This window comes from Streptomyces sp. NPDC092296, assembly GCF_044755465.1.
In the GTDB taxonomy this organism is placed as follows: Bacteria; Actinomycetota; Actinomycetes; order Streptomycetales; family Streptomycetaceae; genus Peterkaempfera.
The window spans coordinates 26,372-40,890 of the sequence record NZ_JBIVRB010000008.1 but is presented as its reverse complement, the minus strand read 5'-3'; the positions used below and the strand labels follow the sequence as shown (position 1 = coordinate 40,890).

The following is a 14,519-nucleotide window of genomic DNA, read 5'->3' as shown; positions in this document are numbered from 1 at the left end:
GTCACGCGCCGGGCCCGGTGCGCGGCGGCAGGCGGTGCAGTACGACGTCCGTGAGCGCGCCGCCGTCCGCCCGCGCGGTCAGATAGGTGCGGTACGGCTGGCGGCGGCGGTCGGTGGGGGAGCCGGGGTTGAGCAGCCGCAGCCCGCCGGCGGCGGTGCTGTCCCAGGGGATGTGGCTGTGCCCGAAGACCAGCAGGTCGGTGTCGGGGAAGCGGGCCGCGCACCGCTCCTCCCGCCCGCCGGCCGGTCCGCTGTCGTGCACCACCGCCGTCCGCAGCCCGTCCAGCTCGACCCGGGCCACCTCCGGCAGCCGGGCGCGCAGCGCGGGCCCGTCGTTGTTGCCGTACACCCCCACCAGCCGGCGGCTGCGCTCCTCCAGCCGGTCCAGCAGCGCCGGGTCCACCCAGTCGCCCGCATGCAGCACCACATCCGCCTCGGCCACCGCCTGCCAGACCTCCGGCGGCAGGTCGCGGGCCCGCCGGGGCAGGTGGGTGTCGGAGACGATCAGCAGTCGCAGGGCCATGGACCCATCGTGCCCGCCCGAGGCGCGCCACCGGCGCAAACGCACCGCTCCCGGCCGCCGTGCGGCGACCGGGAGCGGCCGGGTGCCTCGTGGAGAGGCCGGGGTGCCTCAGAGTCGTGCCCCGGAACCCGGCGACCCTTCGGACCCGTGGCGCATCCGCCCCTGGCGTCCGTGCTCCCGTCCGTGCTCCCTGCCGGACCGCCGGCGCCCGGCGCTCGCGACCGCGGCCGCGGCCAGTCCGAGCAGCAGGGCCACCGCTCCGACGATCACATTGCTGGTGATCGTCCGGGTGGTCTGGAAGTGTCCGGCGATCACCCAGGGCGCGATGATCGTCCAGACACCGATCAAGGCCGCCGCCCAGGCCATGCCGTGGGTGCGTTCGTAGGCCGAGCCGAAGCCCGCCATCAGCAGCGCGAACGCGATGCCGGTGACCAGGTTGCAGATCGCCAGCGCGGTGAAGCCGCTGAAGCCCACGATCCACGGCGAGAGTGCGAGGTACAGACCGGTGATCAGGCCCAGGGCCTCGATCATCTGCGCGCGGGGCGTGGAGGCCGCCCGCTCGTACCGTGCGCGCATCTCCATGATGTCGGGATGGTGCTCCATGCTCGTCGGAGTGGACACCAGTACCACCTCCTGCTGAGGGAAGACACAGGGTCGTACGTCGGGCGCCGATGGCTCGCAGGAGTTGGCCTGCGTGACCGGAGCGCCCCTCTTGCCAGGATATGTCTGCCCGCTTTGTCGGTGGATACGGCTTTGGTATCGGTTTGGCTGCCAACCGAGCGCGCCACCGCCGCCCGGAAGCGGCGCACCGCACCGCAGTTGCCGCAGGCCCAGCCGCCCGCCGGGCCCTGGCGCATCATCGAACCGCAGTTGGGACACGTCATCTGCTGCACGGCGCCGCCACGCGGGGGGCGGTGCCTCCTCCTTCTGGTGAGCCGGAGCCGGATGGGCCGGAGCAGTCGTCCGCGCCCACCGGTGGGACCGGTGGGCGCGGACGCTGCCGACGTACGGTGTGCAGTAGTAGACGGTTCAGCGACCGTCCTGGTTTCGATGCCGCCGCCGGGGGCGGCGGCGGGACCCGACCGGGGCGCTGAGGGGGGAACACCGCCCCGGCCGGGCTGACTTCCGCCTGCCCCGGTCTGCGCCGGGTGATGCGTGCGGGGCGGGGATCGGACCGCTCGGTCCAGTGGCCGGGCCAGTCCAGTGGCCGGGTCAGTCCAGCGGCCGGATCGGTCCGGCGGCCGGGTCAGTCCAGCAGCCGGGTCGCGGTCGGGCGGCGCAGTGCCTGGTGGCTGCCGGTGGCCAGCATCCGGATCTCGCCGCCGCTGCTGATCTCGGCCTGCACGATCCCGGTGTCGTCGCTGTAGACCGGGTTGCCGCCCGGTCCGGTCGCGCTGGTCCGGTGGACCACGACCACGTCGTCCTCCGAGGGGTCGGGGTCCGTTCCGGCGTGGTGAAAGGTCAACTCATACCGTTCGGTCTCCACGGCGACTCCTTGTCGGTACGGGGAGGGGGACGAACTTCTCCTACCCCCCATCATGCGACCCCCGTCTTCCGATGGTGCCCGCCCGTCGCGGCGGCCGGACCGCCCCGCCCGCGACACCCCCGCCCGCGACACCCCCGCCCGCGACACCCCCACCCGCGACACCCCCGGACGGGTGTCGCGGGACGCCCGGCGGGTACCCGACCGCTGGCGGCCCGGCCGGCCGCCACCGCTCCGCTGGGGAAGGACCGACACCGTGACCGAGTACGAAGCGTCCAGGACGATGGCAGCGCTGCCCGAACTGGTCTACGACGAGGCGGCCGACCTGCGGACCATGGAGCGCTGGCTGCCCCGCGACCTGCACATCGAACCGCAGGAGCCGCCCGCCGTGACCGTCAGCCACGGCGCCGAGGCGGAGCGGGAACGCGCCCTGGTGCGGGCCGAGCACGACCAGCTGCGCGTCGAATGGGGCACCCGCGACAACGGGCACTACGCGGGCTGGCTCCAGGTGGCCGGGATCGGCGCCGGGGCCAGCGAGGTGACCGTCCACCTGTCGTTCTTCGACCCGGACACCGCCCCGCCCGGCGCCCAGGTCGAGGCCGCCCTCGGCCAGAGCCTGGACCGGCTGGCCGACCAGGTCGAGATGCGGGCGGACCAGCCGTAGCCGCCGGACGGGCCCGGCCGCCGCTCAGCCGGCCGTCCGGCCCACCCCCGCGTAGACCCAGTACTCGCGGGGGTTCTCCGGGACCTCCGCGGCCGAGTCCGGGCGCCACAGCGGCACATGCACCAGACCCGGCTCCGCCAGCTCGAACCCGTCGAACAGGCCCGCGATGCCCTCCCGCGAGCGGGCGGTGACCGGCGAGGTCGCCTTGGAGCGGTACAGCTTGCCCACGGCGGCGGCGGTGTCCGGCCGGTCCTCGTTGGTGGCGTGGGTGAGCGCCAGCCAGCTGCCCGGCGCCAGCGCGTCGCGGTACGCCGCCACCAGGTCGGCGGGGCGCTCCTCCTCGGTGATGAAGTGCAGGATGGTGATCATCAGCACCGCCACCGGCTGGTCGAAGTCGATCAGCGTGCGCACGCCCGGCGACGCCAGCACCTCGGCCGGCCGGCGGATGTCCCCGTTGACGATCCCGGTGCCCGGCCGGTCGGCCAGGATGGAGGCGCTGTGCGCCACCGCCACCGGGTCGTTGTCCACGTACACCACCCGGGCGTCCGGCGCCGCGGCCTGCGCCACCTCGTGCACATTGCCCTGGGTGGGGATGCCCGAGCCCAGGTCCAGGAACTGCCGCACCCCCGCGTCCACCAGGAAGCGCACCGCCCGCCCGAGGAACGCGCGGTTGGCGCGGGCGAGCGAGCGCACCTGCGGGTCGATCGCGGTGAACGCCGCCAGCGCCTCCCGGTCGATGGCGAAGTTGTGCTCGCCCCCGAGCATCGCGTCATAGATGCGCGCGACGCTGGCCTTGTCCGGGTCAACGCCCTCCGGCAGCGTGTCGATGGCCTCCACAGCCTCTCCCTTCGCCCACAAGCGGATTGACGGTCTATCATAGAATTACTGACCGAAGCGGCACGGGGGGCGGAGCCGGGTCACCGCGGGATCGCGGGGGCACCCGATTCGTCGCACCCCCGCCCGTACGGCCTGTCGAAAGGCAACGCCCTGCTCGCCGATCCGCCCGACCCCCAGGTGCGCCAGTGCGCCGCGGCCCCGGTCGGCACCGCCGCCGCCCCGCGGCCCCACCATCGGCGGCCGACGGCTGCCGCGACCGCCGCGCTCGGGTCCGTACTCGACCTCCACCTCACCGGCAACCACCTGGTCGGGGCGGTGGCGCCCGAGTTCTGCGACGCCGCCTCGCTCTACCTGCTGGAGCGCTGGCTCGCCGAGGACGCGACCCCGCCCGCCCCCGACGCGCCCTCCTTCGAGGCCCGCCGGCTCGCCGTCCGGGTCGGCGCGGACGCCCCGGAGGACTGGGGCGGCATCCTCCCCGTCGACGAGGTGGTGGTCTTCCCCCGCGACACCCCGTGCGCCCGCGCCCTGGCCGACGGCCGCCCGCAACTGCTCGGCGCCGTCGACCCGCACACCGCCGACCGCCTCACCCAGGCCGGCCGGGGCGACGCCCGGATCGACGGGCTGCTGAACGCCGCGTCCTTCCTGGTCGTCCCGCTGATGCTGCGCGGCGTCGCGCTGGGCTTCCTCGCCTGCACCCGCCACGCCGGCAGCCGCCCCTTCGACCGGGCCGACACCGTCGCCGCCGAGACGCTCGCCGCGCGGGCCGCCATCTCGCTGGAGAACGCCCGGCTGTACGAGCGCGAGCGGCGCACCGCGCTGGCCATCCGCAGCAGCCTGCTGCCCGCCGCCACGGTGGCGCCGCCCGGCTGCCGGGTGGCGCACGCCTACCAGCCGGCCGGGCCGACCGGCGTGGTCGGCGGCGACTGGTTCGACGTCATGACCCGCCCCTCCGGCCGGGTCGGGCTGATCGTGGGCGACGCCATGGGCCACGGGCCGGAGGCCGCCGTCGCCATGATCCAGTTACGGACCGCCGTCCGTACCCTGGCCGCGCTGGACACCGCCCCGCAGGAACTGCTCCGCCACCTGGACGCGCTGGCCGCCGACACCCCCGACGCCTCCTTCGCCACCTGCCTGTACGCGGAGTGGGACCCGGTCGCGGGCACCTGCACCCTGGTCGGCGCGGGCCACCCGCCGCCGCTGGTCCGCACCCGCGGCCGCACCTCGGTGGCCCCGCTGGGCGCCGGACTGCCGCTGGGGCTGGGCTCCTGGGCCGCCGAGCCGACGGTGCTGCGGATCGAGGAGCCCACCATGCTGCTGCTCTACACCGACGGGCTGGTGGAGAGCAGGCACGAGGACATCGACCTCGGCATCCTCCGCCTGGCCCACCGCTTCCAGGCCACCCAGGGCACCCCCCAGGCCATCTGCGACACCCTTCTGCACACCACCGCCGACCGCCTCCCCGCCGACGACCGCACCCTCCTGCTGGCCCACTTCACCCCGCCCCGCACGCCCTGACCCGCCCCGGGGACCGGCAGGTCGGAGCTGCATACCGGGTGGGGCGCGGGGGTGCCGGTCGGTCTGTTGCCGGGGCGTCCGGCAGGGGCGCGGGGAACTGCGCGAGGAACCCGGCACCGCCTGTGGCCGAAGTCGGACGGTGGCCGCGTGCGGCGCGGGGGAGGGCGCCGGTCGGTCTCGTGCGTGGGCGTCCGGCAGGGGCGCGGGGAACTGCGCGAGGGAACCGGCGCGGGGGAGGGGCCGGTGTTCGCGCAGTTCCCCGCGCCGCTGGGTGGGTGTCAGGCCAGGCTGAGGACGGAGCGCAGGGCCGCCGTCAACTCCTGGTCGGGGTCGGCCGCGCCCGCGACGGACCGCCAGGCCACGAAGCCGTCCGGGCGGACCAGGACCGCGCCGTCCTCGGCGGTGCCGTGCAGCTCGGCCCACTGGGCGCCCCGCTCGGGGGCCAGGTCGTGGTCCGGCCCGTCGCCGACCAGGTAGCGGTCCAGCGGGACCCCGGTCTGCTGCGCCACCCGCGCCCCCGCCTCGTGCCAGCCCCGCCCGGTCGGCCCGCTGAGCAGCACCATGGACCGCTCGTACAGGTCGAGCGTGGACAGCCGCCGCCCGTACCGGTAACACCACAGGTGCGGCGCCCGGGTCCCCGGATCACCGCTCTGCCGGAACCGCTCGGGCAGCGTCGGCTCCGCCGGGTCCGCGCCGCACACCGCCCCCGCCCGGTACCGGTATCCCAGCACCACGCCCAGCACATTGCCCCGCCGCCCGCTGCCCGGTGTGACGTCGTACCCGGGGTGCTGGTGCTCGGCCGACCGCTCGGACGCCCGCGCGCTGGTGGCCAGCGCCACCGGCCGCCGCTCGGCCTCGTAGCTGTCCAGCAGCCCGGGACCCGCCCAGCCGCCCAGCAGGGCGGCCAGCTTCCAGGCCAGGTTGTGCGCGTCCTGGATGCCGGTGTTGGAGCCGAACGCGCCGGTCGGTGACATCTCGTGGGCCGAGTCCCCGGCGAGCAGCACCCGCCCCGAGCCGTACCGCTCCGCCACCCGCTCGGCGGCGTGCCAGGGCGCCCGCCCGGTGATCTCCACCTCCATGTCGGGGATGCCGGCCGCCGCCCTGATGTGGCGGGCGCACCGCTCGTCGGTGAAGTCCTCCAGGGTCTCGCCCCGGTCCGGGTGCCACGGCGCGTGGAACACCCACTCGGCCTCGTTGTCCACCGGCAGCAGCGCCCCGGCGCCCTCCGGGTCCGTCAGGTAGCAGACGATGAACCGCCGGTCCCCGACCGCGTCCGCCATCCGCTTGGCCCGGAAGGTGATGCTGACGTTGTGGAAGAGGTCGCCGGGCCCGACCTGCCCGATGCCCAGCCGCTCCCGCACCGGGCTGCGCGGCCCGTCGGCGGCCACCAGGTAGTCCGCCCGCACCGTGCGCCGCTCCCCGCTCGCCCGGTCCTGGACGACCGCCGTCACCCCTTCGTGGTCCTGTTCGAAGCTGAGCAGCTCGGTGTTGAACCGCAGCTCGCCGCCCAGGTCCCGGGCGGAGCGCAGCAACACCGGCTCCAGGTCGTTCTGGCTGCACAGGCACCAGCCGCTCGGGCTGAAGCGGGCCAGCGCGCCGCCCGGGTCGATCTCCCGGAACAGCCACTCCTCGGGTCCGCCGGTGAGCGTCCCCGCCTGGAGGATGCCGTGGTTCCCGGCCAGCACCGACGCGGCCTCGCGGATGCGCTGCTCGACGCCGGCCGTACGGAACAGCTCCATGGTGCGGACGTTGTTGCCGCGCCCCCGGGGGTGCACCGAGGTGGCCGCGTGCCGCTCCACCACCAGGTGCCGCACCCCCAGTCGGCCCAGGAAGAGCGAGGCGGACAGCCCCACCAGGGAACCGCCCACGATCAGCACCGGCACCCGGTCGTCGATCTTCGGTTTCATCATCATCTCCAGCGCGCGTGCGGAGGTCCGGGCCGCGTGCTCCGGTCCCGGGGCGCATCGCCGCCGTCGGCGACGCCTGGATCTTCCATGCCCGTTTCCCGAGGGTTGGTCACGGTGTTCGCCCATATGGACCGCGAGCGTCGCCGCATCCGCGACGCGGGGTCACGATCGAAGCCGGGCCGGGCCCGCAGCCCGCCCTCCAGACCGGACGCCCCGAAGGGAACCCGCACCATGACCGTCCTGTCCGAATCGCCCCCCACCGCCGCCCGCGACCACGCCCGGCTCCGGGTGGTCCTGCTCTGCGACGTCCACGAGGGCCAGCAGCAGCGCTTCCTCGACGCGTACGAGCAGATCCGGCACCAGGTCGCCTCGGTGCCCGGCCACATCAGCGACCAGCTGTGCCAGTCCATCGAGGAGCCCACCCGGTGGCTGATCACCAGCGAGTGGGAGAGCGCCGCGCGCTTCCTCACCTGGGTGGACAGCGCCGAGCACCGCGAGCTGGTCAAGCCGCTGCACGGCTGCGTACGCGACACCCGCTCGCTGCGCTTCTCCATCACCCGCGAGACCCCCGAGACCCGCCCCGGCTCCGAGCCCGCCGCCGAGCCGGTCGCCGTCCGCAACGGCGCCCCGCAGGGCCGCCCCGCCGGCGCCCAGCGGCCGGCCGGCGCACCGCAGCGGCCCGGCGGCCCCGCCCAGCCCGGCGGCGTGGTCCGGCACGCCCTCACCTTCACCGTGCAGCCCGGCAGCGAGCAGACCGTCGCCGAGATCCTGGCCGGCTACAGCTCGCCGCGCGCCCGGGTCGACGCCACCACCCGGCTGCGCCGCACCTCGCTGTTCATGCGCGGCAACCGCGTGGTCCGCGCCGTCGAGGTCGAGGGCGACCTCGCCGCCGCGCTGCGCCACGTCGCCCAGCAGCCCGAGGTGCGCGCCGTCGAGGAGGCCATCAACCCGTACCTGGAGGAGGAGCGCGACCTCGCCGACCCGGCCTCCGCCCGGTCGTTCTTCGCCCGCGCCGCACTGCCCGCCGTCCACCACACCGAGGCCGCCGACCTGCCCCGGGGCGAGCTCCAGCGCCGGGCGCTGCTCTACCCGGTCCGGCGCGGCTGCGCCCAGGTGGCGGCCAAGCTGCTCGCCGGGCACGACGAGCTGGCCGTGCGGGACTCCGCCAACCCGCTGGTGCGCAGCACCGTCTTCCAGCGCGAGGACGTGCTGGTGCGGATGGTCGACCTGTCCAGCGACGCGCCCGAGGACCCGGCCGTCACGGCGGGCGTGGGGCGCGGCCCGGCCGCGGCCGAGCTCACCCACCTGCTGGAGCCGGGCGAGGACCTGCTGCTGTCGACCGTCGACGGCCTGCGCCGCTTCCTCGCCGAGTACGAGCTGAGCCCGATCACCGACCGCAGCTCGCAGGGTTCCTGACGCTCCGTCACCCACTGCCAGTACGCCATCCGGAGGCAACGGCCATGACCACCACCAGCACACCCCCACGCATCGTGGACCTGCACGAGATCGAGCCCAACCGCCGGCGCGGCGGAGACCTGCGCGCCATGCTCACCCCCACCACCGCCGGCGCGACCAGCGGCTTCATGGGCGTGGCCATCGTGCAGCCCGGCGAGCGGATCGGGGAGCACTACCACCCCTACTCCGAGGAGTTCGTCTACGTCGTCTGCGGCGCCCTGGAGGTGGACCTCGACGGGGTCACCCACCCGCTCCGCCCCGACCAGGGCCTGATGATCCCGCGCGACATGCGGCACCGCTTCCGCAACGTCGGACGGGTGGAGGCCCGGATGGTCTTCCACCTGGGGCCGCTGGCACCCCGCCCCGAGCTGGGCCATGTGGACACCGAGGAGACCGCCGCCGCGCCCGCGAGCGCGGCCCGACCCATGGAGGCCCGAGCGTGACCCGGCGGGTTGCGGTCACCGGACTGGGTGTCGTCGCCCCCGGGGGCGTGGGCGTGCCGGCGTTCTGGGACCTGCTCACCGCCGGTCGTACCGCGACCCGCGGCATCACCCTCTTCGACCCCGAGGGCTTCCGCTCCCGGATCGCCGCCGAGTGCGACTTCGACGCGGCGGCGAGCGGCGTGGACCAGCAGCGGGCCAGGCGCGCCGACCGCTATGTGCAGTTCGCCCTGGCGGCCGCCGGTGAGGCCGTCCGCGACGCCGGGCTCGACCGGGAGGCGGAGGACCCCTGGCGGATCGGCGTCTCGCTGGGCACGGCGGTCGGCGGCACCACCCGGCTGGAGCACGACTACGTGGCGGTCAGCGGGTCCGGACAGCGCTGGGCGGTGGACCACCGGCGGGCAGAGCCCCATCTGCACCGGGCGTTCTCGCCCAGCGCGCTGGCCTCCGAGGTCGCCGAGGACATCGGCGCCCACGGCCCGGTGCAGACCGTCTCCACCGGCTGCACCTCCGGACTGGACGCCGTCGGCTACGCCTTTCACGCCATCGAGGAGGGCAAGGCGGACGTGATCGTGGCGGGCGCCGCCGACTCCCCGATCTCCCCGATCACCGTGGCGTGCTTCGACGCCATCAAGGCCACCTCCACCCGCAACGACGACCCGGCGCACGCCTCCCGGCCGTTCGACGCGGAACGGGACGGCTTCGTGCTCGGGGAGGGCGCGGCGGTGCTGGTCCTGGAGGAGCTGGAGCACGCCCGGCGGCGCGGCGCCCGCATCCTCTGCGAGATCCGGGGGTTCGCCACCTTCGGCAACGCCTACCACATGACCGGGCTCACCCGGGAGGGCCTGGAGATGTCGCACGCCATCGACACCGCGCTCGGGCACGCCCGGATCGACCCCCGCGACATCGACTACGTCAACGCCCACGGCTCGGGCACCCAGCAGAACGACCGCCATGAGACCGCCGCCGTGAAGCGGTCGCTCGGCGCCCACGCGTACGAGACCCCGATGAGCTCCATCAAGTCCATGGTGGGCCACTCGCTCGGCGCGATCGGCGCGATCGAACTCGCCGCCTGCACCCTGGCCCTGGCCCGGGGTGTGGTCCCGCCCACCGCCAACTACGAGACCCCGGACCCGGAGTGCGACCTGGACTACGTGCCCCGCACGGCCCGCGAGATGCCGCTGCGCACCGTGCTCTCGGTCGGCAGCGGGTTCGGCGGCTTCCAGTCGGCGGTGGTCCTGCAGCACGCCAACGGGAGGACGCCATGAGCAGCACCCAGCACACCCCGCCGACCGGCGCGGGCCGCCGCGCGGTGGTGACCGGGCTCGGCGTGGTCGCCCCCAACGGGATCGGCGCCGACGCCTTCTGGAAGGCCACCCGGGAGGGCTTCGCCGTCCTGGACCGGGTCTCCCGCGAGGGCTGCGAGGAACTGCCGCTGCGGGTCGCGGGCGAGGTCCGCGGCTTCCAGCCGCAGGAGGCGGTGGAGCCCCGGTTCGTCGTACAGACCGACCGGTTCACCCACTTCGCGATGGCGGCGGCCGACCTGGCACTGGCCGACGCCCGGCTCGACCCGTCCGCCGGCTCGCCCTTCGACATCGGGGTGGTCACCGCGGCGGGCTCGGGCGGCGGCGAGTTCGGCCAGCGCGAGTTGCAGCAGCTGTGGGGCAGCGGCCCCCGGTTCGTCGGCCCGTACCAGTCGATCGCCTGGTTCTACGCGGCGAGCACCGGCCAGATCTCCATCCGCGGCGGCTTCAAGGGGCCCTGCGGAGTGCTCGCCGACGACGAGGCCGGCGGCCTGGACGCCATCGCGCACGCCCGCCGGGGCATCCGGCGCGGCGCTCGGGCGGTCGTCGTCGGCGCCGCCGAAGCGCCGCTGGCCCCGTACTCGGCAGTCTGCCAGCTCGGCTACCAGGAGCTGAGCCGATCCGCCGACCCGGACCGCGCCTACCTGCCGTTCACCGCCGACGCCTGCGGGTTCGCGCCCGCCGAGGGCGGCGGGATGCTCGTCCTGGAGGAGGAGGACGCCGCCCGCGAGCGCGGCGCGACCGTCCGCGCCCTGGTCGCCGGGCATGCCGCCACCTTCACCGGCACCGACGGCTGGCAGCGCTCCCGGGAGGGGCTGACGCACGCGATCCGGGGCGCGCTGGCGGAGGCCGGCTGCGCGCCGGAAGAGGTCGACGTGGTCTTCGCGGACGCCCTCGGCGTCCTGGACGCGGACCGCGCCGAGGCGCTGGCGCTGGCCGACGTGTTCGGCCCGCGCACCGCCGTACTCCCGGTCACCGCGCCCAAGACCGGTATCGGCAGGGCGTACTGCGGCGGGCCGATCCTGGACACCGCCGCCGCCGTCCTCGCCATGGAGCACGGCGTGGTGCCGCCCACCCCGAACGTCGTGGACGTCTGCCACGACCTCGACCTGGTGACCGGCACCGCCCGTCCCGCCGAGCTGCGCACGGCGCTGGTGCTCGGCCGGGGACTGATGGGCTGCAACGCCGCGCTCGTCCTGCGGCGCGGCAGCGGCACCGACCGGCCGTGAGCGGGGCCCACCCGCCGCGCGGCCGCCACCCGAAGGAGAACCCCAGATGAACGATCCGCTGACCTTCGACGAGCTGGCCTCGCTGATGAAGTCCTGCGCGGGCGTCACCGTCGACGCCCTGGAGCTGGAGACCCGGGCCGGCACGACCTTCGAGGAGTTCGGGCTCGACTCGCTCGGCCTGCTCGGCGTCGTCGCCGCCCTGGAGAACCGCCACAGCGCCCCGATCGGACCGGGCGCCGAGTCCTGCAAGACCCCGCACGAGTTCCTGGCCCTGGCCAACGACCGGCTCACCTCAGGAGTGTGAACATGACCGCAACCGTCGGACACACCGACAACGAGATCGTCATCGCCGCCCCGCTCGCCCTCACCTGGGAGATCACCAACGACCTGGAGAAGTGGCCGCAGCTGTTCAGCGAGTACGCCGCCGTGGAGGTGCTGGAGCGGCAGGGCGCCAAGACCACCTTCCGGCTGACCATGCACCCGGACGAGAACGACCAGGTCTGGAGCTGGGTCAGCGAGCGCGAGCCCGACCCCCGCACCCGCACCGTCACCGCCCGCCGGGTGGAGACCGGCCCGTTCCGCTTCATGGACATCCGCTGGGAGTACGAGGAGGTTCCCGGCGGCACCCGGATGCGCTGGGTCCAGGACTTCGCGATGAAGCCGGAGGCGCCGGTCGACGACCGCAGCATGACCGAGCACATCAACCGCAACTCGCGCGTCCAGATGGAGCTGATCCGCGACAAGGTCCAGCAGCGGGCCCACGAGCTGGGCGTGGGCCCGGCCGCGGCCGTGACCGGCTGACCGGACCCCCACCGCCCGTGTGCCGGGCCCGGCCGACGGCGGCACCACGCCGTCGGCCGGGCCCGTCCGGACACCCCCGCACCCCAGGAGGCACCCACCGTGTACCGCTCACTGATCGTCGCCCGTATGAAGCCCGACTCCGCCCCCGACATCGCCGGGGTCTTCGCCGCCTCCGACCGGGGCGAGCTGCCGCACCTGATCGGGGTGCGCGGCCGCAGCCTGTACCAGTTCGGCGAGCTCTACCTGCACCTGATCGAGGCCGACCGCCCGCCGGGCCCCGAGGTGGCCAAGCACGTCCGCCACCCCGAGTTCCGCGACGTCAGCGAACGGCTCCAGCCGTTCGTCTCCGCCTACGACCCGGCGACCTGGCGCGAGCCCAAGGACGCCATGGCCCACGAGTTCTACCGCTGGGAGCGGGACGGCTCGGCCTGAGCCACCCCGGGCCGGCTCCGCTCCTGCGGTACGGCTCCGCTCCTGCGGTACGACGCCGCTCCTGCGGTACGACGCCGCTACTGCGGTACGACGCTGTCGAAGGCGTGCAGGTAGGGGTTGACGGGCCGGACGTCACCGACCTTCAGCCCCGCCTCTTCCATCAGCGCCACCAGGCTGCCCTGGGTGTGCTTGCGCCCGCCGACGTTCAGCAGCAGCAGCAGGTCCATCGCGGTGGTGAAGCGCATCGAGGCGCTGTCGTCCACCAGGTTCTCGATGACCAGCACCCGTGCGCCCGGCCGCGCGGCCGCGACCGCGTTGGCCAGGGTCGCGCGGGTGCTCTCGTCGTCCCACTCCAGGATGTTCTTGATGATGTAGAGGTCCGCGCTGACCGGGATCTCCCGCCGGCAGTCGCCCGGCACCAGCTCCACCCGGGACGCCAGCGCGCCGCCCTCCCGCAGCCGGGGGTCGGCCTTCGCCACCACGTCGGGCAGGTCCAGCAGCGCCCCGTGCAGATCCGGGTTGCGCTCCAGCAGGCCCGCCAGCACATGGCCCTGGCCGCCGCCGATGTCGGCGACCTTGGAGACGCCCCTGAGGTCCAGCATCTCGGCGATGTCCTGCGCGGACTGCCGGCTGGAGTGGGTCATGGCGCGGTTGAAGACCTCGGCCGACTCCGGGGCGTCCTCGTGCAGGTACGCGAAGAAGCCCTTGCCGTACAGGTCGTCGAAGACCTGGCCGCCGCTGCGCACCGCCTCGTCCAGCCGGGGCCACGCCTCCCAGGTCCACGGCTCGGTGGTCCACAGCGAGACGTAGCGCATCGAGCGGGGGGTGTCCTCGCGCAGCATCCGGGACATCTCGGTGTGCACATAGCGGCCGTCCTCGTCCTCCGCGAAGACGCCGTTGCAGGTCAGCGCGCGCAGCAGGCGGCGGAGCGCCTGCGGTTCGGCGTCCACCGCGGCGGCCAGCTCGCCGGCCGTGGTGGGAGTGTCGCCGAGGGCGTCGGGCAGGCCGAGCCGCACGGCGGCGCGGACGGCCGCCGCGCAGGCGGCGCCGAAGGCCAGTTCGCGCAGTCGCATGGCCGCGGTGGGGGGAGCGGGCGCCGGGCTGTCCATGGGGACCCCTTTCTGCTGACGGTGGGGCGGGGCTGTCCGCCGCGCCTCCACCGTCGCCGACCGGACCGCCCGCCGGCGCGCGCCACGGCCGGACCCCGGCGGGTACGACCCGATTGGGCGCCCCCCACCCGTGCGGGCGCCCCTCCCGGCGGGCGGCGCGGTCTTCGGCGGCGCGGGCCGGTGGGTGGTTGGTCGCGCGGTTCCTCGCGCCCCTTGGGGGGTGCTGTGCGCCGGGAGGGGCGCGGGGAACCGCGTGCTCAGCCCGCTGCTGCCGGGTGCTCGCTTCTCGTTGCTCAGCCGTCCACCTGCCCCGGCAGGGGCGGGCGCGGGCTGCGGGCCGGTGGGTGGTTGCCCGCGCCCCTGGGCTCAGCTCGTCCGTGGCGTCAGGACGCCCGCCAGCCGTGCCAGCGGGTGACGGTGACCGCGATGACCGCCCCCTGCGGCGGCCGGTCCCGGTACTGCGGGTAGCGGGCGGTCAGCAGTGCCGTCGCCCGGCCGCGCAGCTGCGGGTCGCCGTCGGCGGGGACGACCAGGGCCCGGCCGTCGGCGCGGGCCCACCACAGACGGGCCCAGTCGTCCTCGTACCCGCCGTCCGCCAGCAGGCAGACGGCGGGGTTGACGGCGATGTCGGCGAGCCGCCGCAGGTGGGTGGTCCGCTTGGGCTTGTGGTCGACGGCGGTCAGGACGGTGTCGCCGTCCACCGCGAAGACCACCGGCACCAGATGCGGGTGCCCCTCCGCGTCCGCCGTGGCCAGCCGGGCGATCCGGCAGGCCGCGAAGCGGGCCCGCGCGTCGGACCCGTCGATGGTGGGCATCGGCC

Annotated in this window: 16 protein-coding genes; 9 read left to right on the top strand and 7 right to left on the bottom strand. The window is 75.1% G+C overall.

Annotated elements, in window-relative coordinates; translation table 11 throughout:
• Nucleotide 1 precedes the first annotated feature (1 nt).
• The 3 genes from ACIQGZ_RS19235 to ACIQGZ_RS19225 all read right to left on the bottom strand — a co-directional run bounded on the left by ACIQGZ_RS19235 (nt 2) and on the right by ACIQGZ_RS19225 (nt 2,009).
• A complete protein-coding gene (locus ACIQGZ_RS19235; protein ID WP_402603417.1) occupies nt 2-517 on the bottom strand; it encodes a metallophosphoesterase family protein in 516 nt (171 codons plus the stop codon).
• Nucleotides 518-631: 114 nt separating this feature from the next.
• Nucleotides 632-1,144: an SPW repeat protein gene (locus tag ACIQGZ_RS19230; protein WP_402603191.1), complete on the bottom strand. Its 513-nt coding sequence runs from the start codon at nt 1,142-1,144 to the stop codon at nt 632-634.
• Between the two features lie 625 nt (nt 1,145-1,769).
• Nucleotides 1,770-2,009 carry a DUF6296 family protein gene (locus ACIQGZ_RS19225; RefSeq protein ID WP_402603189.1) on the bottom strand — a complete coding sequence of 80 codons (240 nt, stop codon included), beginning with the start codon at nt 2,007-2,009 and terminating at the stop codon, nt 1,770-1,772.
• A 253-nt stretch (nt 2,010-2,262) separates the two neighbouring features.
• On the opposite strand from ACIQGZ_RS19225, the gene ACIQGZ_RS19220 reads away from it, so the two are divergent.
• On the top strand, nt 2,263-2,670 hold the full coding sequence (locus tag ACIQGZ_RS19220) for an SRPBCC family protein (RefSeq protein ID WP_402603188.1): 408 nt from the start codon (nt 2,263-2,265) through the stop codon (nt 2,668-2,670).
• Between the two features lie 24 nt (nt 2,671-2,694).
• On the opposite strand, the gene ACIQGZ_RS19215 is transcribed toward ACIQGZ_RS19220, so the two are convergent.
• On the bottom strand, nt 2,695-3,507 hold the full coding sequence (locus ACIQGZ_RS19215; protein ID WP_402603187.1) for an SAM-dependent methyltransferase: 813 nt from the start codon (nt 3,505-3,507) through the stop codon (nt 2,695-2,697).
• A gap of 177 nt (nt 3,508-3,684) precedes the next feature.
• Here ACIQGZ_RS19215 and ACIQGZ_RS19210 point away from each other — a divergent pair, with 177 nt between their 5' ends.
• On the top strand, nt 3,685-5,022 hold the full coding sequence (locus ACIQGZ_RS19210; RefSeq protein WP_402603186.1) for a PP2C family protein-serine/threonine phosphatase: 1,338 nt from the start codon (nt 3,685-3,687) through the stop codon (nt 5,020-5,022).
• 278 nt (nt 5,023-5,300) lie between these two features.
• On the opposite strand, the gene ACIQGZ_RS19205 is transcribed toward ACIQGZ_RS19210, so the two are convergent.
• Entirely contained in the window at nt 5,301-6,929 is a 1,629-nt protein-coding gene (locus ACIQGZ_RS19205) for an FAD-dependent oxidoreductase (protein WP_402603184.1), read from the bottom strand.
• A 231-nt stretch (nt 6,930-7,160) separates the two neighbouring features.
• Here ACIQGZ_RS19205 and ACIQGZ_RS19200 point away from each other — a divergent pair, with 231 nt between their 5' ends.
• From ACIQGZ_RS19200 to ACIQGZ_RS19170, 7 genes are all read left to right on the top strand, one after another.
• Complete coding sequence (locus tag ACIQGZ_RS19200; RefSeq protein ID WP_402603182.1) at nt 7,161-8,345, top strand: SchA/CurD-like domain-containing protein; 1,185 nt, start codon at nt 7,161-7,163, stop codon at nt 8,343-8,345.
• A gap of 44 nt (nt 8,346-8,389) precedes the next feature.
• Nucleotides 8,390-8,827 (top strand): cupin domain-containing protein, encoded by a 438-nt coding sequence (locus ACIQGZ_RS19195; RefSeq protein ID WP_402603180.1) that lies wholly within the window; start codon nt 8,390-8,392, stop codon nt 8,825-8,827.
• Nucleotides 8,824-10,092 carry a beta-ketoacyl-[acyl-carrier-protein] synthase family protein gene (locus tag ACIQGZ_RS19190; protein WP_402603178.1) on the top strand — a complete coding sequence of 423 codons (1,269 nt, stop codon included), beginning with the start codon at nt 8,824-8,826 and terminating at the stop codon, nt 10,090-10,092. The genes ACIQGZ_RS19195 and ACIQGZ_RS19190 overlap by 4 nt, the downstream gene beginning before the upstream one ends.
• Entirely contained in the window at nt 10,089-11,357 is a 1,269-nt protein-coding gene (locus tag ACIQGZ_RS19185) for a beta-ketoacyl synthase N-terminal-like domain-containing protein (protein ID WP_402603177.1), read from the top strand. The genes ACIQGZ_RS19190 and ACIQGZ_RS19185 overlap by 4 nt, the downstream gene beginning before the upstream one ends.
• Nucleotides 11,358-11,403: 46 nt before the next feature.
• Nucleotides 11,404-11,661: a phosphopantetheine-binding protein gene (locus ACIQGZ_RS19180; RefSeq protein WP_402603176.1), complete on the top strand. Its 258-nt coding sequence runs from the start codon at nt 11,404-11,406 to the stop codon at nt 11,659-11,661.
• Between the two features lie 2 nt (nt 11,662-11,663).
• Nucleotides 11,664-12,158 (top strand): SRPBCC family protein, encoded by a 495-nt coding sequence (locus ACIQGZ_RS19175; RefSeq protein ID WP_402603175.1) that lies wholly within the window; start codon nt 11,664-11,666, stop codon nt 12,156-12,158.
• 99 nt (nt 12,159-12,257) lie between these two features.
• Nucleotides 12,258-12,590 (top strand): TcmI family type II polyketide cyclase, encoded by a 333-nt coding sequence (locus ACIQGZ_RS19170; protein WP_402603173.1) that lies wholly within the window; start codon nt 12,258-12,260, stop codon nt 12,588-12,590.
• Nucleotides 12,591-12,667: 77 nt separating this feature from the next.
• On the opposite strand, the gene ACIQGZ_RS19165 is transcribed toward ACIQGZ_RS19170, so the two are convergent.
• Both ACIQGZ_RS19165 and ACIQGZ_RS19160 read right to left on the bottom strand, forming a co-directional pair.
• Entirely contained in the window at nt 12,668-13,699 is a 1,032-nt protein-coding gene (locus ACIQGZ_RS19165) for a methyltransferase (protein WP_402603171.1), read from the bottom strand.
• A gap of 383 nt (nt 13,700-14,082) precedes the next feature.
• Nucleotides 14,083-14,514 carry a TIGR03668 family PPOX class F420-dependent oxidoreductase gene (locus tag ACIQGZ_RS19160; protein ID WP_402603170.1) on the bottom strand — a complete coding sequence of 144 codons (432 nt, stop codon included), beginning with the start codon at nt 14,512-14,514 and terminating at the stop codon, nt 14,083-14,085.
• Nucleotides 14,515-14,519 lie beyond the last annotated feature (5 nt).